21 protein-coding genes are annotated in these 17,862 nt (G+C 58.5%); 12 read left to right on the top strand and 9 right to left on the bottom strand.

Annotation, left to right across the window (positions count from 1 at the left end):
- Nucleotides 1–447 precede the first annotated feature (447 nt).
- The 8 genes from rpmH to CFU_RS23100 all read left to right on the top strand — a co-directional run bounded on the left by rpmH (nt 448) and on the right by CFU_RS23100 (nt 6,215).
- Entirely contained in the window at nt 448–582 is a 135-nt protein-coding gene (gene rpmH, locus CFU_RS24150; RefSeq protein WP_061535510.1) for a 50S ribosomal protein L34, read from the top strand.
- 28 nt (nt 583–610) lie between these two features.
- On the top strand, nt 611–1,012 hold the full coding sequence (locus CFU_RS25335) for a ribonuclease P protein component (protein ID WP_274377023.1): 402 nt from the start codon (nt 611–613) through the stop codon (nt 1,010–1,012).
- A 108-nt stretch (nt 1,013–1,120) separates the two neighbouring features.
- The gene (gene yidD, locus CFU_RS24140) at nt 1,121–1,405 is read left to right on the top strand and encodes a membrane protein insertion efficiency factor YidD (RefSeq protein WP_014008419.1); all 285 of its coding nucleotides are present in this window, start codon (nt 1,121–1,123) and stop codon (nt 1,403–1,405) included.
- 19 nt (nt 1,406–1,424) lie between these two features.
- A complete protein-coding gene (gene yidC, locus CFU_RS23115; protein WP_014008418.1) occupies nt 1,425–3,086 on the top strand; it encodes a membrane protein insertase YidC in 1,662 nt (553 codons plus the stop codon).
- A 116-nt stretch (nt 3,087–3,202) separates the two neighbouring features.
- Nucleotides 3,203–4,600, top strand: coding sequence for a tRNA uridine-5-carboxymethylaminomethyl(34) synthesis GTPase MnmE (gene mnmE, locus CFU_RS23110; RefSeq protein WP_014008417.1), 1,398 nt, complete (start codon nt 3,203–3,205; stop codon nt 4,598–4,600).
- A gap of 380 nt (nt 4,601–4,980) precedes the next feature.
- Entirely contained in the window at nt 4,981–5,286 is a 306-nt protein-coding gene (locus CFU_RS24135) for a DUF4258 domain-containing protein (protein ID WP_148264924.1), read from the top strand.
- Between the two features lie 4 nt (nt 5,287–5,290).
- Nucleotides 5,291–5,746 (top strand): helix-turn-helix domain-containing protein, encoded by a 456-nt coding sequence (locus CFU_RS23105; RefSeq protein ID WP_041742832.1) that lies wholly within the window; start codon nt 5,291–5,293, stop codon nt 5,744–5,746.
- Between the two features lie 244 nt (nt 5,747–5,990).
- Nucleotides 5,991–6,215 (top strand): hypothetical protein, encoded by a 225-nt coding sequence (locus tag CFU_RS23100; RefSeq protein ID WP_148264923.1) that lies wholly within the window; start codon nt 5,991–5,993, stop codon nt 6,213–6,215.
- A gap of 1 nt (nt 6,216) precedes the next feature.
- On the opposite strand, the gene CFU_RS25010 is transcribed toward CFU_RS23100, so the two are convergent.
- From CFU_RS25010 to CFU_RS25440, 3 genes are all read right to left on the bottom strand, one after another.
- On the bottom strand, nt 6,217–6,390 hold the full coding sequence (locus tag CFU_RS25010; protein WP_190275201.1) for a hypothetical protein: 174 nt from the start codon (nt 6,388–6,390) through the stop codon (nt 6,217–6,219).
- Between the two features lie 53 nt (nt 6,391–6,443).
- Nucleotides 6,444–6,650 (bottom strand): hypothetical protein, encoded by a 207-nt coding sequence (locus CFU_RS23090; protein WP_041742826.1) that lies wholly within the window; start codon nt 6,648–6,650, stop codon nt 6,444–6,446.
- A gap of 134 nt (nt 6,651–6,784) precedes the next feature.
- Complete coding sequence (locus CFU_RS25440; protein WP_014008416.1) at nt 6,785–7,222, bottom strand: pilin; 438 nt, start codon at nt 7,220–7,222, stop codon at nt 6,785–6,787.
- Between the two features lie 294 nt (nt 7,223–7,516).
- Between CFU_RS25440 and CFU_RS23080 the strand changes: the two genes are divergently transcribed.
- Nucleotides 7,517–7,834 (top strand): hypothetical protein, encoded by a 318-nt coding sequence (locus tag CFU_RS23080; protein WP_041742824.1) that lies wholly within the window; start codon nt 7,517–7,519, stop codon nt 7,832–7,834.
- Between the two features lie 181 nt (nt 7,835–8,015).
- Here CFU_RS23080 and CFU_RS23075 read toward each other — a convergent pair whose 3' ends face one another.
- From CFU_RS23075 to CFU_RS23050, 6 genes are all read right to left on the bottom strand, one after another.
- On the bottom strand, nt 8,016–9,845 hold the full coding sequence (locus CFU_RS23075; RefSeq protein ID WP_041742822.1) for a pilus assembly protein: 1,830 nt from the start codon (nt 9,843–9,845) through the stop codon (nt 8,016–8,018).
- Between the two features lie 10 nt (nt 9,846–9,855).
- The gene (locus CFU_RS23545; RefSeq protein WP_050808699.1) at nt 9,856–10,365 is read right to left on the bottom strand and encodes a pilus assembly PilX family protein; all 510 of its coding nucleotides are present in this window, start codon (nt 10,363–10,365) and stop codon (nt 9,856–9,858) included.
- Nucleotides 10,362–10,904, bottom strand: a complete 543-nt coding sequence (gene pilV, locus CFU_RS23540) for a type IV pilus modification protein PilV (RefSeq protein WP_014008412.1) — start codon at nt 10,902–10,904, stop codon at nt 10,362–10,364. Before pilV ends, CFU_RS23545 begins: the two co-directional genes overlap by 4 nt.
- Before the next feature lie 108 nt (nt 10,905–11,012).
- Entirely contained in the window at nt 11,013–11,315 is a 303-nt protein-coding gene (locus CFU_RS23060) for a metal-sensitive transcriptional regulator (protein WP_238531367.1), read from the bottom strand.
- Between the two features lie 87 nt (nt 11,316–11,402).
- Nucleotides 11,403–12,911 carry a sensor histidine kinase gene (locus CFU_RS23055; protein ID WP_014008410.1) on the bottom strand — a complete coding sequence of 503 codons (1,509 nt, stop codon included), beginning with the start codon at nt 12,909–12,911 and terminating at the stop codon, nt 11,403–11,405.
- Nucleotides 12,908–13,591 (bottom strand): response regulator, encoded by a 684-nt coding sequence (locus CFU_RS23050; protein WP_014008409.1) that lies wholly within the window; start codon nt 13,589–13,591, stop codon nt 12,908–12,910. The genes CFU_RS23055 and CFU_RS23050 overlap by 4 nt, the downstream gene beginning before the upstream one ends.
- Nucleotides 13,592–13,781: 190 nt before the next feature.
- On the opposite strand from CFU_RS23050, the gene CFU_RS23045 reads away from it, so the two are divergent.
- The 3 genes from CFU_RS23045 to CFU_RS23035 all read left to right on the top strand — a co-directional run bounded on the left by CFU_RS23045 (nt 13,782) and on the right by CFU_RS23035 (nt 17,854).
- A complete protein-coding gene (locus tag CFU_RS23045) occupies nt 13,782–14,744 on the top strand; it encodes a Bug family tripartite tricarboxylate transporter substrate binding protein (RefSeq protein ID WP_014008408.1) in 963 nt (320 codons plus the stop codon).
- A 131-nt stretch (nt 14,745–14,875) separates the two neighbouring features.
- Nucleotides 14,876–15,976: an ABC transporter substrate-binding protein gene (locus CFU_RS23040; protein ID WP_041742821.1), complete on the top strand. Its 1,101-nt coding sequence runs from the start codon at nt 14,876–14,878 to the stop codon at nt 15,974–15,976.
- A 72-nt stretch (nt 15,977–16,048) separates the two neighbouring features.
- Complete coding sequence (locus CFU_RS23035) at nt 16,049–17,854, top strand: ABC transporter permease (RefSeq protein ID WP_041742818.1); 1,806 nt, start codon at nt 16,049–16,051, stop codon at nt 17,852–17,854.
- Nucleotides 17,855–17,862 lie beyond the last annotated feature (8 nt).

Below are 17,862 nucleotides of genomic sequence, written 5' to 3'. Positions count from 1 at the left end.
GAATCGTTCTAAGTGAAAGTGTGCGGGATGAGGTTCTTTACGCCCTGGCTTGATGTTTTTATTGCACGCTGGGTTCAGTAATGGATTCCGTACTACTGAGCAATGCATAACTGGCGGGCGTGCCACACATAAGCCCCTATTCTACCCTTGCCGGCGCAAGTTATCCACAGGCGCGGGCAATTATTCCGGCCGCCGGGCGCAAAAAGACCTTGTGGAAAAGAGCCCTAAGTGATTGACAAACAAGCAGAAAATGCGTTCTAATTCAAGGTTCACTGTCCGCTGAATTGCCAGTTTGTGCGTTGACTGTCCCTTGTACATGTTTGTATTTGCCCCGGTTTCGTCCTCCGACGCCTTGGCAGCCTGGTCCAGATCGAATCGCGAAAGGGTAGAAACCCAGCGCTCTGAGTGTGAAGATCCGATTTATTTTTGCTGATTAGCGAGACCAACATGAAACGTACTTACCAACCTTCCGTCGTGCGCCGTAAGCGTACTCACGGCTTCCGCGCCCGTATGGCAACCCGCGGTGGCCGCGCTGTGCTCAATGCACGTCGCGCCAAAGGCCGCAAGCGTCTGGCAGCTTAATCCAGCCGGACGCAACAGCGTTGCTTGCGTGACAGATCAACTCGGCGACCGTTCCCAGAACAGCGTCCAGGACTTTTCACGTGACCGGCGCATCGTTAAAACGGATGAGTTTTCATCCGTTTTTCGTTTGCGCCCTGTGTATAGAACGGCGCACTTCGTCTTGTACACCCGCCTCAATGCGCTGCCGCATGCCCGTCTGGGCGTGGTGGCGGCAAAACGGCTGGCGCCGCGCGCTGTTACGCGTAACACCGTCAAAAGAGTTACGCGCGAGCTGTTTCGTCTGACACCACTGCCGCCAATCGACTGCGTTGTGCGTTTATCGAAACCGGTAAACACCAAGGCGGGCCCGGCCACGACTGCGCGCCTGAAGCGAGAGCTGCATGGCGAACTGAAGCAGCTGTTCGCGTCGCAACGGGCTGACAAGCCGTAAGCTCGCGTAAGCTTCGGCTTATTTTCGGCTAATTTGTATCCGCGGCTTGTATTGTTCCAGCCTGGCCACACATAGCCGGGGCCGGAAGAAGAAGGGAAAAAAGCTGTCATGAAAATGCCTCTACTGTTCCTGTTGCGCCTCTACAAACTGGGCATCAGCCCGTTTCTGGGACAGAATTGCCGTTTTTATCCCAGCTGCTCCGATTACGCAGCCGAAGCTATCCGTACGCATGGCGCCCTGAAGGGCAGCATGCTGGCCGGACGCCGCCTGTGCAAATGCCATCCCTGGCATGCGGGCGGACTCGATCCGGTGCCGCCGCAGCAATCATCCACATCTCCATCTGCAACCAAACCCGCATCGGCCAGCCGATCGTGTGGTTGCGGCCATTCCTGAATCATAGATAAATACTCTTATGGATATCAAACGTACCGTCCTGTGGGTTGTATTTTCGGTCTCGCTGCTGTTCCTCTGGGACCAGTGGCAGCGCCATAACGGCCAGCCGTCGCTGTTCTTCCCTGGCACCGCCCAAACCGTACCTGCCGCTAGCGGCCCGGCCAATGCAGTTGTCAGCACCAGTGCTGACGTGCCGCAAGCTTCGGCTGCTGCAGCGCCCGCCACCGGCGCCGTGCCTGCCACTGCTGCCGACGCCAAGGGCGAAATCATCACCATCACTACCGATGTTGTCAAAGCCAATATCGATACTGTTGGCGGCGTGTTGAAGCGTCTAGAACTATTGACGCAGAAAGACACTGTCGACCCAACCAAGAACTTGGTACTGTTTGACAGCGGTGCCAACCGTACTTATCTCGCTGAAACCGGCCTGATCGGTGGTGCTTTTCCTAACCACCATTCACCTTTCGTAGCTCTGCCTGGCGCTCGGACGCTGGACAACGGCAACCAGATACAACTGGTGCTGGAATCGACCGAAGGTGGTGTCAAGCTGACTAAGGTCTACACATTCAAGCGCGGCGACTATACGATAGATGTCAAACACATAGTGACTAACGATAGCGGCGCGGCGATCTCGCCCTCGCTCTACTTGCGGTTGAAACGTGACGGCCATGCACCAGAAGGCGAGCAGCGGTTTGTGCACACTTTCACTGGCGCAGCCGTTTACACCGACGCCAATAAGTTCCAGAAATTTGCATTCGACAAGATCGAGGATGGTAAGGCTGACCATGCCACCAAAGCAGATAACGGCTGGTTTGCGATTATTCAGCATTACTTTGTCTCAGCATTCATTCCACAGGATAAAGCGCCGCGCGAAATCAAGACTGAAAAAATTGCCACCAATCTATATGCCGTCAGCAACATCCTGCCATTGGGTACCATTGCTCCCGGCGCCACCGTCACCATGGATGCCCGCCTGTATTCCGGCCCGGAAATCCAGAGCGACCTGGAAGCGATCGCACCTGGCCTGGAACTGGTCAAGGACTATGGCTGGCTGACCATCATCGCCAAGCCGATCTTCTGGCTGATGACGCAGATCCACAAAGTGCTCGGCAACTGGGGCTGGACCATCATCGCCCTGACCGTGCTGATCAAGCTGGCGTTCTTCCCGCTGTCGGCAGCGAGCTATCGCAGCATGGCCAAGATGAAGCTGGTAACGCCGAAGATGACGTCGATCCGCGAGCGTTTCAAATCCGAACCGCAGAAGATGAACCAGGCCATGATGGAGCTGTACAAGACCGAGAAGATCAATCCGCTCGGCGGCTGCCTGCCGATCGTGGTGCAGATCCCGGTGTTCATCTCGCTGTACTGGGTGTTGCTGGCCAGCGTGGAAATCCGCAATGCGCCATGGCTGGGCTGGATCCATGACCTGGCCGCACCGGATCCGTTCTACATCCTGCCGGTAGTGATGGCGATTTCGATGTTCATCCAGACCAAGCTGAACCCGACGCCGCCTGATCCGATGCAAGCCAAGGTGATGATGTTCATGCCGCTGATTTTCTCGGTGATGTTCTTCTTCTTCCCGTCCGGCCTGGTGCTGTACTGGGTCACCAACAACGTGCTGTCGATTGCGCAGCAATGGGTGATTACCCGCAAGATGGGTGCTGGTCCGGCCAAGGCTTAAAATCGCTTCTTGGCGAGTGTCGTAAAAAAGCCCGTGAATGTTCGATTCACGGGCTTTTTTGTGGCCGGCTGCTTGCCGATGTTTCTATTATCAAACAACCCTCGTAGAATAATTCCATGTCTTTCGATTCCTCTCCCATTGCCGCCATCGCCACCGCACCAGGACGCGGCGGCATCGGCGTAGTCCGTATTTCCGGCAAACAGCTGGGTTCGCTGATTGAAGCTGTTTGCGGCATCGCAGAGAGCAAGCTGACGCCACGCCACGCTACCTACCTGCCGTTCAAGAATGCCGACGGCAGCGTCATCGACCAGGGGCTGGCGATCTATTTCAAGGCGCCGCATTCCTATACCGGTGAAGACGTGCTGGAGCTGCAGGGGCATGGCGGGCCGGTGGTGTTGCAGATGCTGCTCAGCCGCTGCCTGGCGGCGGGACAGGATATCGGCTTGCGCATGGCAGAGCCGGGGGAATTCACGCAGCGGGCGTTTATCAATGACAAGCTGGACCTGGCGCAGGCGGAAGCAGTGGCTGACCTGATCGAGGCGTCTACCGAGGCGGCAGCAAAATCGGCTTCGGAATCGCTGTCGGGGGCGTTTTCCAAAGTGATCCATGCGCTGGTAGGGCAGGTCACGAACCTCCGCATGCTGGTTGAAGCGACGCTGGATTTCCCGGAAGAGGAAATCGACTTCCTGGAAAAATCCGATGCGCGCGGCCAGCTGGCGACTATCCGCAGCACGCTGGACAATGTGTTCAGCCAGGCCGCACAGGGCGCTTTGCTGCGCGATGGCTTGAACATCGTGCTGGCAGGGCAGCCGAATGTCGGCAAGTCGTCCTTGCTGAACGTGCTGGCCGGATCCGATGTCGCCATCGTCACGCCGATCGCCGGCACCACCCGCGACAAGGTTACCGAAACGATCCAGCTGGAAGGCATCCCGCTCAACATCATCGACACCGCTGGCATCCGCGAGGCGGAAGACGCCAACGACGAAGTGGAACGGATAGGCATCGAACGCACCTGGGCCGCGGTGGCTAACGCCGACGTGATCCTGCACATGCTGGACGCCAACCACGGTCCATCGCTGGCCGATGAAAAAATCGTCGCCCGTTTCCCGAACAGCGCGCCGATCATCCGCATCTGGAACAAGATCGACCAGTCCGGCCACAAACCCGCGGTCGATGTGATGAACGATGCTACCCATATCTATTTGTCGGCGACCGACCATCTGGGGATCGATTTGCTGCGCACGGAACTGCTGCGCATCGCCGGCTGGCAGCAGACCGGCGAATCGCGCTACCTGGCGCGCGAGCGTCACTTGATCGCACTAAAGGCAGCGCGCGACCATCTGGAGATTGCCGACCAGCACGCCTCCCTGGACAACCGGGTCAACGATCAGTCATTGGATCTGTTTGCGGAAGAGTTGCGGCTGGCGCAGGATCGGCTTAGCAGCATTACCGGGGCGTTTACGCCGGATGATTTGCTGGGGGTGATTTTTTCGCGGTTTTGTATTGGAAAGTAGGAGTATGCAACTTCGCCTCCGCCTCGTTTGCTCAGTGACCGCAATGGTTTTCCTTGTCGGAGGATGCGGGCTGTTCGGCTGCGGCGCCGCGGCGACCAATGGCGCTTCGTTCGCAAGCTGTCGTACTGGCACCAGTTTTTAGCTCGAGTGCACACCTCATCAGCTCGTCAGCAATCACCTTCCACGATTGCCGTCACCGGCAGGAACCTGCCCTCCATAAGTTCTTAGCTTAATTTTGGCAATTTCTCGCCTTGGTTAGGGCCATTTTTGATAATTTCGACTTCTCCGAACGCCATTCAATACAACAGGTGAAATGTAACAATTTTGCCTCATTGTGCGACAAGGCCAAAATTTCACCTATAATTTTTATAGTATACTCTATGCCCTATTCCAAGCATGGCTGGGAGCGGATGATTAGAAATATCGCCAATGAATCAGGACGTATTTCTTTTTCAAAACATGCACTTAGTCAAATGAGGTCGCGAAAGATCACGCTATCTATGGCGTTTGATGTCCTCAGAAAAGGGAAAATCCTGTTAGAACCCGAGCCAGACATTAAAACGGGACACATGGTCTGTCGAATGGAAAGATTTACGGCGGGCAGCCCTATCGCCGTAGTTGTGGCATGTGAAAATGAAAATGCACTCGATTGCATCGTGGTAACCGCATTTATCATTGGAGGTTAGTGATATGTATCATTTTACTGATGGCGGACTTCGAAATGTCTGGCTGCAAAACGGCTATGAACTCAAGAATACCGCCTATGGAGAAACGGTATCCATACAAGATATTGATGGCCTTGTAACCGCCGTCTGTGTTGCGATTACCCGCAAAAAATCAAAACTTACCGGTGCTGAATTTCGGTACATCCGCTCTGCCATGCTGCTTTCGCAAGCATCCATGGGAAAGGCCTTGGGCCGTACAGAGCAAGCCGTAGCAATTTGGGAAAAATCCGGCCGTATTCCCAAATATGCAGATATTCTTTTGCGCGTTTTATATGCACAGCATTCCAATGGCGATGAAAAAGTGAAGGACATCATTCATGCGATGAATGATGCCGAACGGACAATTCATCTGGTGATGAAAGAAACATCGAAGGGCTGGTCATCAACAGAATCGAGCGAAGACCTACTCTGTGTTGCTTAAAAATCCCCCCATTTCCTTCGCTGAGATAAATAATAAATAGAGTATTGAAAACCGCCTGGGCAACACAATATTCAATTGGTCTCCTCCAACTCTCCCTAAGTTTTGGATTTAGCCCGCTGCCGCAAGGCTGGCGGGCTTTTTTTATCTGGATAGCGGGGAGGTGGCGAAGTACCCGGACAAGCAGGGCTATTTCCAACGGCAAATGAAACGTGTACATTGGCTATACAGCCAAACGAAGGGAAGTATGAAACGTCTCTCGACACTTCAGCGCGACAACCCGCTCTATGCGGGTCTGCTATGCATAATCCTGCTGTTTGCCGTTATCAAGGGCGCCGCAGTAGGGGTCGCCTACGTCATTGGCGCCACTCTCAAGCTTGGCGTGGTGGGAATAGCCGCTTTGCTGGCCCTGAAAGTGCTGCTGGTAGCCGCCTGGCTTACCCACAAAAAAAAAGACCGGGCCAGGACCTGAGCTAATAGCGGTTGGGAGGGCCATCATCCCTGCGGCGGTCGCCATCCCGGTCGTCGCGGTGGTCATGCCAGTCGCCGCGGTCCCGGTAGCCGCCATCTCTCTGGCCATACGGGGCAACTATGCAGCCGCTGAGCAATATCGCTGCCAGACCAAACAAGATTGTGAGACGTTTCATGGCAGGCTCCGGGATTATTGATATCTGTTTCGATCCCAGGGCTGCCTTATCGTTCACTTGAACTTGTCCGGCCGTTCGGTCAGGCTCTCGCGCCAGTCGCCGGAATAGGCGAAGGTCGGAGCGTGGACTTCCTGCGAATACCAGAAATGTGTCCTGACTTTGTGTGTCGGCTCCATGAACCAATGGGCATGTCCGCTTGCATCCACCGCCCACCATCGTGCGCCTTTCGGCGCGTGTTTCCAGTCAACCTCTCCGTACATGCTTGCCTCTTGAAATTCAGCTACAGAATGCATGGCTGCAGGCGGCGGTTTTTGCCGCTTTCACTACAGAAGATCCACGCATTCAAACGGTATGAAAATTTTGGACAGGCACAGCGGGAAGCAGGTTCCGCTATTTATTTACATAGCGCCGTGGCGATGCAACCGCTTGCGGCCGTCGTCCATTTGACCGGGGAGCCGGGTGTCGGCGTCAATATGTAGGTGTCGGTCGCGAGAAGGCCGTCTTTTGCCTGCGGGACAACCGTGACAACGCCGTTCTTGACGCTGACCGAAGCCACATACCTGCCTGGATTTCCTGTGGAGTCGGCGGGAATGCCATGGGCGCCACTGTCGCAGCCGGTGCTGGTGTTCAACTGCTGCATGCACGTTTCGACAGCTGGTTTGGCTGCAGTGCCTGCCGCAATCACTTCTGCAAATTTTTCTTTCTTCAAGTGGTTTTGATAGGCCGGGATAGTAACCGCTGCCAGAATGCCAATGATGGCGATGACCAGCATCAACTCTATCAAGGTGAAGCCGAGGCCGCAGTCGGCAGACAGGCGATGTGAAGTTTTCATTTTGCCCTCTCTGATCTGGTGAAGCTTCTGTTAGAGAGTCAAAATCCGGTTTTGTTCTTACTGCTTATGCAAGATGCGGCTTGGATCAAGGTCCGGCAGCAGCCGGAATTGCATTTGAATAACGGCGATCAAATGCAATTCTTCATTCTGTTTTCGCTACATTCATTTACTTAACGTTACAATTGTTGCCCCTCAGAACAACATTGGCTAATGATTGCCCCTACACTGAAGCTACAGAATGACAACATCGGGCGATATCGCCATATGCAACAGTGCTGGCAAACAGGAAATGAAATGAAAAAACTTTTAGCATGTCTGGCGTTCGGCGCCATCGCCGCTGCTGCTTCCGGCAGCGCTGCTGCCGGCGGCGTGAATGTCGGCGTCGGCATTTATGTCGATCCGCCGGTACGGCCGTATTACCCGCCGGTGGTGCAATACGAACCACGTTACGTTCCTGCGCCGGTGTATTACCCGCCGCAGGAAGTTTATGTAGAACCGGGCTGGCGCGAACACCGTGAATGGCGGGAGCGCCGCGACGACGAATGGCGCCGCGAAGAGTGGCGGCGCCGGAACTGGCGTGAACATCGCCGCCATCACGACGACGATGATTGAACCCTGCAGGCCCGCTGCCCGCGCAATGCCGTTCAGTTAAGTCTGAACGGCATTTTTATTTGCGCCAACTCGTAGGGTGGGCACCTGTGCCCACGCAGACCGTCGGTCATGCGAGAAGTACATACAGCGTGGGCAGAAAATCTGCCCACCCTACGTCATGCCTCTGCCACGTTTTTTTTGGCTATTCAGGGGTCAGCGGTACAGGCAATTGCCGCCAAGTCCTTAGCAGGCGCCGCTCTGGCGTATTGAGGCGAATGGCATGCGGCGTGCCGTCGCGGCCCTTGATCACCAGTTGCCGGCGGCCGTCAGGCAAGGTGATGGCGGCGGGTGTGACGGTTGAAGGCGCAACTTCTATCATCGAGACGGTTTTCGGAAAATCGGCGAGCGCCGCTTCGGGCGTGGCGCCGCCCGTGCTGTACTCGATTGCGATCAGATACGATTTCCCCTCGGCGGCGGAGTAGGTCAGCACCCACAGCACGCCATCGATGATCTGCAGTTTTCCGACGACCTGACCGACTTTTTCCGGCAAGTCGGTGTACCAGCCGCGCTGCCGGTTCCAGTTGACGGCATTGCCGCTCAACTGCCATTTCCCGGTTTCGACTTCTGCCAGCGTTTGCCGCTGCAACTGATTCCGGTCCGCGACCGGACCGGCGCCGGTTTTTTCCCAGATGCCGTACAGGCTTGCCGTTTGCGGCTTGTCGCCGGCGCCGAACATGACGAGGGCGCCACCCTTGGGATGATGTTCCAGCAAAGGCTGCAGGATCAAGGATTGCGACTTGCCGATATCGTCGGCTGCCGCAAACAGCGGCCGGCCATCGAATGCCGCTTGCCAGCGCTGCGGCTCGGTTGCGCCGAGGTCAAATTTCCACAGGTTGCCTAACAAATCGCCGGCGTAGGCCGCGTTTACCTCGCGTTGCTTGCTGAAAACCAAAGCAGGCGTCGACAAGCCGTTGGGAGTTTGCGAAGCAGCTGCACCGGCGACCAGCTTCCTTATCAGCTCGCCGCCGGCAAGCTCGACCAGATACAGCACGGCGCCTTGCTTTGCGCTTTGATAGCCGTTGCCGTATATCGCGCCCCAGTCGCCATTGCGCAGGCGAATCGCAAAAGCCTCGCCCAGTTGATAGCCCATGTCGTCATCAGGTGCTCCTTGGCCATCGTCTTCCGCGCCTCTTTGCCACAGCAATGGCATGCCGAGCGACGCATCCGGATCGCTGGCGTCCAATGCAAACAGACTCTTTGCAGCAACGCCGGTTGAACCTAGCAGGATAGTCTTCCATGCGGCGTTTTCACCCTTCCCAAGATAGGCGTCGCCGGCTGTCAGCAGGCCGTCGACGAACAGCCGATGCACATATCCGGCTTCGCTCAATACCGGTAAGCTGTCAAAGACCGCGCGCGGAATGAAAGCTGATTTTTCGACGCCGTCAATCGCATCGAAACCATGCAGCATGCCGTCATTGGCGCCGACATAGAGCATGGCGCGGCGCTGTTTCTTGCTATCGACGAAACGCTGGTAACTGTCGCCGCCGGCCGTTGCCGGCAGCCATTGGTATGCGGAATCGGACAAGCCTACATACAGCGGCACTGAATTGATGATGTCTCCCAGTTTACCTTTGCGATCGCGGAACCGGCCGCCGTGCCGGATTTCGAGTGCGTCGTCGCCTCTCAGGTATTGCAGTACATCCTCCGAAGACAGGGCTGCCTTTTGCCTGTCGTCCAGATGTTGCCATTCGAATGGAATCACAGCGTCTTCGTCAGCTGCGGTCAGGATTTGGCGCAACTGCCACGCTGGAATCAGGTCGGCGGCATCCCATTGCGCCGTTCCGGAAACACCGGTTTCGCCGATCGGATAGGCTTTGACGTGACCTTGCCAGCTTGCGGCTTCATAACTTGCCGTATAAATGAACGGCGGCTCATCCGGCGTATTTGCCGCCCGGCCATTTGCGGCCCAGCCATTTGCGGCCCAGCCAATGGTCAGCATGAACGTACAGATGCAGGCGAAAATGGTTTTCATGGCTGGCGTTTTATAAAAGCAGATAGCTTTGCAACAGCACCACCGCCGCACTGCTGGCGCCTATACCTCTGGCAGTAATCCTGAACGCCGGACGCGGTGACGGCTGTTGCTGCTGGTACTGCATGTCCGCATCGAACTGCAGCCGTTCAACCAGGCAGCGCGACGGCGCGGCAGGCTGCGCTCCTTCCCCGGCGTTACGCGGCACGGCTACCGAAACCTCGCTGTTGCGCCAGCTGTCCGCGATTTCCCAATAGGGTTTGCTGTTGTCGTCATCGACCGGAACCGGCCCTTGCTTGAGCTGCGGGATGGCGATCGGCGACAGTTGCAGCTGGTTTTCGCAAAAACGCAGCGCATGTTCGGCGGCCTGGAAAGCCATTTGCAAGTTGCCGGCATTGGCCGCCATTTTTTCTTCCAGCAGCGCAGTGCGCAAGACACTGAAAGCGAGCAGCATCATCACCAGCAGGCTGATCAGCAACATGGGCAGGATCAGTCCTGGCTGCCGGCGCAAAGATTTTTTCATGGGAAAAAAGCGCTGGCAAGACACATCACATCTTTGTGCAGAACCGGATCGGCGGCGCTGGGCTCACAATTCTTTGCGACCGGATCAGGTTCCGCGTCGGAGGCCGGCGGATCCAGGAAATACACCTTGACCGTGAAACCGTCCGCCAGCGAACCGGTGATTTCGCCCCAGCCGCCGGCCATCGCATCGCCGAGGCCGGTGCGCCACTCCTGGATATCGTTTGCCGCCAGTTCCTGCGGCGTGCATCCGGCGAAATCGGAGCAGGATGGCGCGGATTCGTCGACGGCAGGATAAGCCTGCTGCGACAGGTTGTATGCACCGCTGTCGGCGCCGCGGATATTGGCGCGTACGCGATCGGCCAGGTCTGCGCTGAACTGGCTGGCCGTGGCGCGCAAATGGGCGGTCTTCTGGTAACGCAGGGCGAGGGTCTGTGTACCGATCAAGGCAAACATGGCGAAGGCGGTGATGACGATCGCCACCAGCACTTCTATCATGCCGATTCCTGCTTGCGTGGCCCCGTGATTGCCGGCTGAGATCATGCGCTTCCTCTTTTCGGTATCGTCTGAAAAGAATTATAGGAATGGCAGCTTGGCCCAGGAATAGCTGGTGCGCTTAAAAAATTTCAGTCATTACTTCATTACTGCGGCTCAGGCAAATTTATCCAGCAAAGCCGCCAGGTTCCTGGCGCTTTTTTCGGCTTGCTCGGGATTGGCCGCGGCTGCGGTATGAGTGACGATGGCGTCCGTCAGCAAGGTGACGAAAGCCCTGTCGAGCGCCTTGCGAGCCGCCGCCAGCTGCTGGGCGACGCCTTCGCAATCGGCCGGCACGGCGGCATTGGCGATCAGTTTCTGCACGCCGCGGATCTGGCCTTCGACCCGCGCCAGCCGGTGCAGCAAATCTTTTTTTTGTTCATCGCTGAGGGCCGTGCCATGCACTATTTTAACGGGCATATCGCTCAAAGCCTGCCTCCTTCGTGTTGAAACATCACGCGGAACCGTTTGCCGGACCGATGCAAATTGTCGGCATGTCTAACGCTATCAGGAATCAATCGATAAAGCCAAGGGGAAGCTGACCGTCACCTTCAGGCCGGGAGCCAGCTCCTTGTCCTCTTCAACCGCGGATAGCGTAACCCGCGCGCCATGCGAGGACGCGATATCGCGCACGATCGACAAGCCGAGGCCGGCGCCGCTGGGGTTCTGCTGCTGCGCGGACGGCGCGCGATAGAAGGCGGAAAACACGCGCTCCCGATCCTCTTCGGCGACGCCCATGCCGCTGTCTTCCACTTCCAGCAGGGCGCGCCGGGCCTCACTGTCGCGCCGCACGCGCAATACGATCTTGCCGCCGGCCGGAGTGTAATGAATCGCATTGTCCAGCAGATTGCTGATCAGCTCGTGCAGCAGCAAGGCATTGCCGCTGACGATTAGCTGGTCGGCCGCATCGAAGGACAGGTCGATCTGTTTCTTCACCGCGGCGCGCGCCTGTTCCATGCCGACCTGGTGTGCGATGTCGGTGAGCGACACCGGTTCATTGCCGCTCTCGGCCGCACCGTGCTCGGCGCGCGCCAGCGTCAGCAGCCGGTTGGCCAGGTGGACGGTGGCATCGGTGGTGCCGGCAATGCTGGCGACGATTTCGCGCAGGCTGTGCCAGGCACGCGCATCGTTAGGATTGCGATCCAGTTCGCGCAACGCCAGTTCGGCCTGCGTTTTAAGTACCGTGAGCGGGGTGCGCAGCTGATGCGAAGCGTCGGCAATGAAACGGCGCTGGCCGGTGATCAGCGCCTGCAAGCGTCCCATGTAGCCATTCATGGCGACCACCAGCGGCCGCACTTCCCGATGCACCTGGTTAACTTCGAAATCGGCCAGGTCGGTGGTGGCGCGCGCTTCCACCGCGGCTTTCAGCTGCATCAGCGGGCGCAGCACAAAACGCACCGCAAACCACACCAGCAAGGCCGCGACCGTCACCAGCAACCCTTGCCGCCACAAGGTGCTGAACAAAATCTTGCGGGTCAGGTCGCTGCGCGCATCCATGGTTTCGCCGACCTGGATCAGGGCGATGCCGCGCATCGAGTCGTCGTACACCGGTTGGTACAGGGCGGCGATGCGCACTGCCTGGTTGTGATAGTTGGCATGATAAAAACGCACCAGCGCAGGATAGATTTCCGAGCGCGGCACGTCCGGCGGCAAGGCCGGCAGGTCTTCGTAACCTGAAACGAATTCGCCGCGGGTGCCGGTGACCTTGTAGTAGATACGGCCCAGGGTATCGGTCTCGAAGCTGTCCAACGCCACATACGGCACATCGGCGACCACCTTGCCATCGACCACCGACACTCGTTCCGCCAACGCACGGGTCGAAGCGAGCAGGGCGCGGTCGTACGCCAGGTCGGCCACATCGAGCGCGTTGCGGTAGACGGAAAAGGCATCCAGCGCCACCAGCAGCAGCAAGGGGATCAGGAGCCAGCTCAGCAGCTGGCTGCGCAGGCTGCCCAAAGACTTTGCCGGCTTGGATTCAGCCGCAGCTGCATGCGGATGGACTGGCGGCGCCTTCATTTTTCGGCAACAACTTCCAGCAGGTAGCCGAGGCCGCGCAAGGTAGTGATGGCGACCGCTTCGGCGCCGGGGCGCTGCAATTTCTTGCGCAAGCGATGGATATAGATTTCAATCGCGTCTGGATTGGCGTCGTCGACCAGCGAAAACACTTCGTCGAACAGTTTTTCCTTGGACACCACGCGGCCGGCGCGGCTGATCAGCACTTCCAGCACCGCATGTTCACGCGGCGTCAGCGCCAGCACCGCGTTGCCATAGCTGAACATGCGCGACACCGTATCGAACTGCAAGGCGCCGCAGCTGTAGATCGGCGCTTCGCCGCCTTGCGCGCGACGCAGCAGGGCCTTGACGCGCGCTTCCAGCTCGACCAGTTCGAACGGTTTGGCCAGGTAGTCGTCGGCGCCCAGGTTCAGGCCCTGCACCCGGTCTTGCAAACCGCCGCGCGCGGTCAGGATCAATACCGGGGTCTTGCTGCCGCGCGCGCGCAAGCGCTTCAAGACTTCCAGCCCGTCCATTTTCGGCAGGCTCAGGTCCAGGATCACCAGCGCATACTGCTGGGTGTGCAGCAGGCTGTCGGCGTCGGCGCCGTTCATGGCGCATTCGACCGACCAGTGCGCATCCTGCAGCGCCTTGGTCAGCCAGCGCGACAACTCAACGTGGTCTTCAATCAGTAAAATCCGCATGGCTATGGCAACTTATGGCAGCTAGAATTCAAAAACGGGCGGTCAATACTCACACAGAAAACCTCGCTTGGCAAAATCTGAGTGAAAGGAAAATGAAAGACTGCCGCCGTTATGATGTAAAAAAATGAATAAAGCCCTGGGTTTCGCATCTGCATTGCAGGTGAAACAACAACAGAATGGGTAGGAGACAATGAATTCCGTAATCACCTGGATTGCTGCACTCAGTGCATGTGTCACGCTCGGCGCCCACGCGGCGCCGGTGCAGTGCATTGCGCCCGCCAAACCGGGCGGCGGCATGGCCGTGACCTGCAAGCTGGTGCAGAAGGGCCTGCAGCTGCAATCCTCATCCGCACATCCGGTCAAGATCAGCTACCTGCCGGGCGGCATCGGCGCCGTGGCCTGGAATTCCATTGTTACCCAGCGCCGCGCCGAAGCCGATACGCTGGTGGCGTTTTCGGGCGGCTCGCTGATGAACCTGGCGCAGGGGAAATACGGCGACGCCGACGTCAGCAACGTGCGCTGGGTAGCTGCGCTCGGCGTCGACTACGGCATGATCGCAGTGCGCAGCGATTCGCCGTACAAAACCCTGCCCGACCTGCTGGACGCCCTCAAGAAAAATCCCTCGAAAGTCACTATCGGCGCCGCCGGCACGGTGGGCAGCCAGGACTGGCTGAAAATTTCCCTGCTGGCCAAGCAAAAACAAATCGATCCCAAGAACCTGCGCTTCGTCGCGCTGGAAGGCGGCGGCGAGGCTTTCACCGCCTTGCGCGCCGGCCATGTGCAGGTAGTTTCCGGCGATGCTTCGGAAGCTACCCTGCATTCGCTGGACGGCGAGATCCGTGTGCTGGTGGTGTTGTCTGAAAAACGGCTGCCGGGTGCGCTGGCCGATGTGCCGACCGCGCGCGAGCAGGGCATGGACGTCAGCTGGCCGATCATCCGCGGCGTCTACATGGGCCCGCAGGTGAGCGACGCCGATTACAAACGCTGGGTCGGCGCCTTCGACAAGATGATGGCGACCCCGGAATTCGAGCAGCTGCGCGCGCGCAACGGACTGTATCCGTTTGCGATGAGCGGCGACAAGCTGACTGCATACATTAAAAAAACCGTCGAAGACTATCGCAAACAATCGGACCAGCTTGGCTTGATCAGATAAATCCCGCCGCGGCAACCGGCCCGGCAAAAACCCCGCAAGCAACGCCAAACGGCAGCCTAATCCCGGCTGGCGCCGGCTCGCCTGCGCCTTTTAAAAGTAGCTGCACTCATAACACTCAGGAGATGACACCCATGCTTATCAAAAAAACCCTGGCCGCCGCAATCGCCGCCGTATCGCTGGGCCTGGCCCTGAACGCCTCGGCCCAGGCGCCGGCAGGCTACCCTGCCGATTACGCCAAGATCGTCGACGGCGCCAAGAAAGAAGGCAAGCTGGTGATCTACAGCGCCACCGATTCCAAGGCTGCGGAACCGTTGATCAAGGATTTCAGCACGCTTTATCCGGGCGTCAAAGTCGAGTTCAACGACATGAATTCGACTGAGGTATACAACCGCTTCATTTCGGAAGCGGCCGCCGGCGGCGCTACTGCCGACGTGCTGTGGTCGTCGGCGATGGACCTGCAGTTCAAGCTGGCCAGCGAAGGTTATGCCGCGGTGTACAAGTCGCAGGAAGCGGCCGCGATCCCGGCCTGGGCCAACTACAAGGACAGCGCTTACGGCACCACTTTCGAACCGTTGGCCATTGTCTACAACAAACGCCTGGTGAGCGCCGATGAAGTGCCGGCCACCCACGCCGACCTGGTCAAGCTGCTGACCGCCAAGGCCGACAAGTTCCGCAACAAGGTCACCACCTACGATATCGAAAAATCGGGCGTCGGTTTCTCTTTCATCACTGAAGATGCGCAAATCAATCCGCAGTTCTGGGACCTGGCGAAAACCTTCGGCGATGTCGGCATCCGCGTGCAATCCTCGACCGGCACCATGCTGGAGCGGATTTCCTCCGGCGAGAACCTGATCGGCTACAACGTGATCGGCTCTTACGCCCAGGCGCGCGCCGCCAAGGATCCATCGATCGGCGTTTCTTTCACCAAGGACTACAACCTGGTGCTGTCGCGCGTGGCGTTCATCAACAAGTCAGCCAAGAACATGAACGCGGCCAAGCTGTGGATCGACTACCTGCTGTCCAAGCGCGGCCAGACCATCATCTCGAACGAGTCTCAGCTGTATGCCTTGCGTGCTGACGTCACTGGCCATAACACCCTGGGCAGCCTGACCACCCAGCTGGGCGGCGCGCTCAAGCCGATCGCGATTACACCGACCCTGCTGCAATACCTGGACCAGACCAAACGCCTGGCGTTCCTGAAGCAGTGGAAAGCCGCCGCAGGGAAGAAATAAGGCAAGCATGCCATCCGCGCCTGCGCGGGGATGGCGGATTTTCAAGACCCGGGTTTTTCTGCAAGGTACAAAATGACATCCATTTCTCCTCCCCATCCGCTGGCCAGCCGTTCCCGGCTGGCGCGCCTCAACTGGCCGCGCGGACTGGTGGTCACGCTGGCGGCGGTGGCGATTTTCCTGCCGCTGGTGCTGATCTTTTACCAAAGTTTCCTGTCCGCGCCGTTCTTCGCGCCGGTCAAGACCCTGAGCCTGGAACCGTATCGTTTCATCTTCGACGATCCGGATTTTCGCCAGGCTTTCATCAACGGCTTGCTGCTGGCCAGCGGCCTGGCGCTGATCGCAGTGCCGTTGGGCGGCATGCTGGCGTTCTTGATGGTGCGCACCGACCTGCCGGGCCGCAGCTGGATCGCGCCGATGCTGCTGGTGCCGATTTTTGTATCGCCGATGGTGATCGCCTTCGGTTATGTAGTGGCGATGGGGCCGGTCGGCTTCTATACGGTGTGGGTGCAGGACCTGCTGCGCCTGGTCGGCATCGAAGCGGCGCCGTGGAATGTGTACGCCTTCCCCAGCATCGTCATCATCGCCGGCCTGACCCATGTGCCGCACGTTTACCTGTACGCCTCGGCTGCGCTGAAGAGCCTCGGCGCCGATGTGGAGGAAGCGGCGCGCGTAGCCGGCGCCTCGCCGCTGCAAGTGGCGCTGAACGTCTCGCTGCCGATGATCATGCCGGCGCTGGCCTATGCCGGCGTGCTGGTGTTTTTTCTCGGCTTCGAAGTGTTCGGCCTGGTGCTGGTGCTGGGCGATCCGGAAGGCCACCTGGTGCTGCCGACCTACCTGTACAAGCTGACCAACAAGCTCGGCACGCCTTCCTACCACCTGATGGCGGCAGTGGCGGTGTGCCTGGTGGCGGTGACCTTGCCGCTGGTGATGATCCAGCGCTGGCTGCTGCGTTCGGCCAATAAATATGTCTCGATCAAGGGCAAGGGCGCGCGCCAGAAGGCGCTGCCGCTGGGCAAGTGGAAATGGCTGGCGTTCGGCCTGATCGCTGCCTGGCTGATTTTCACGATCGTGATTCCGCTGTCCGGCATCGCCTTGCGCGCGTTTGTTTCGCACTGGGGTTACGGCGTATCGCTGATCGACACCTTCACCTTCCAGCATTTCCGCGATATCTGGGAACAGCCGGCGCTGGTGCGTGGCATCGTCAACACCATCCTGATCGGTGTCATCGGCGGTGCGATTGCGGTGGCCTGCTACTGCTGCATCGCGCTGGCCATGCATCGCAAATCGGACGGCATCACCCGTTTCCTCGACTACAGCGTACTGATCCCGCGCGCCGTGCCGGGCCTGCTGGCCGGCTTGTCGTTCCTGTGGGTATTCCTGTTCGTGCCGTCGTTTCTCGACAACATGCTGAAGGGCTACGACAACGTAGTGGCGCAGTGGCTGGTGGAGCACGTAATTCCGCAACTGCGCGAACTGCGCTCCACCATCTTCTCGGTGTGGCTGGCGTACTCGGTGGTGTGGCTGGCCTACGGCTTGCGCCTGATCACCACGGCGCTGCTGCAGGTCGGCCCGGAACTGGAAGAAGCGGCGCGTGCGGTCGGCGCCCGCCGTTCGCAGGTGACACGCGACATCACGCTGCCGCTGGTGCGCTACGGCGTGCTGGGCGCCTGGCTGATGGTGTTCCTGATCTTCGAACGCGAATATTCGACCGGCGTCTACCTGCTCTCGCCGGGCACCGAAGTGATCGGCGCGTTGATCGTGTCGCTGTGGGCTTCCGGCTCGGTCGACCTGGTCGCCACTCTCTCCTTCATCAACATCACGCTGGTGGCCATCGGCCTCGGCATTGCGCTGCGCTTTGGCGTCAAGCTGCACGACTAAGTTGCACC

Origin of the sequence: Collimonas fungivorans Ter331, from assembly GCF_000221045.1 — a bacterium.
GTDB lineage: Bacteria > Pseudomonadota > Gammaproteobacteria > Burkholderiales > Burkholderiaceae_D > Collimonas > Collimonas fungivorans_A.
Note: the sequence above shows the minus strand (reverse complement) of the source record. Positions and strands in the feature narration are given on the sequence as shown.